Genomic DNA, 486 nt, shown 5'->3' on the forward strand with positions numbered 1-486 from the left:
CTCCACTAATCCTTTGATATCCGTAAAACGCTTTTCATCCGTACGTACAGCAATCACACCTGCATCTTTTACGTGATTAATAATGAACTCAAAGCTATCCAAATTCTCTTTTCTTTGCGCCGTCGGATTAACATAGCCAGTAATCAGGCCTGGTGTATTCACATACCCAATTGTGTAGCCGTCCGGAGCAGAACTAAGCAATTGCGAATATCCGACCCAACCGCCTCCTCCGGCTTTATTTTCAATGACTACAGGAACACCTAATTCTTTTTCTAAATAAGGCGTTAACTGACGAGCACCCAAATCGGTTCCTCCACCTGCAGGAAAAGAGACGATTAACTTAATTGGCTTAGTCGGATAATCCGATTTCTCAGTTTTGGCTTGCTCACCCGCTTTCGGAGTTTCCGATGTCTTAGCAGCGCACCCCAACAAGGTTCCAACAGATAACGCTAGCACTAATGCAGATGTAAGAATTTTTTTCATATA

The 486-nt window shown here is 43.2% G+C and carries 1 protein-coding gene; it reads right to left on the bottom strand.

Translation table 11 applies throughout. The features are described from left to right. Positions 1-486: tripartite tricarboxylate transporter substrate-binding protein (locus tag V7659_RS16910; protein WP_335540981.1), on the bottom strand; the 486-nt coding region annotated here is incomplete at both ends.

The organism is Neobacillus drentensis (genome assembly GCF_036966985.1).
GTDB lineage: Bacteria > Bacillota > Bacilli > Bacillales > Cytobacillaceae > Neobacillus > Neobacillus drentensis_E.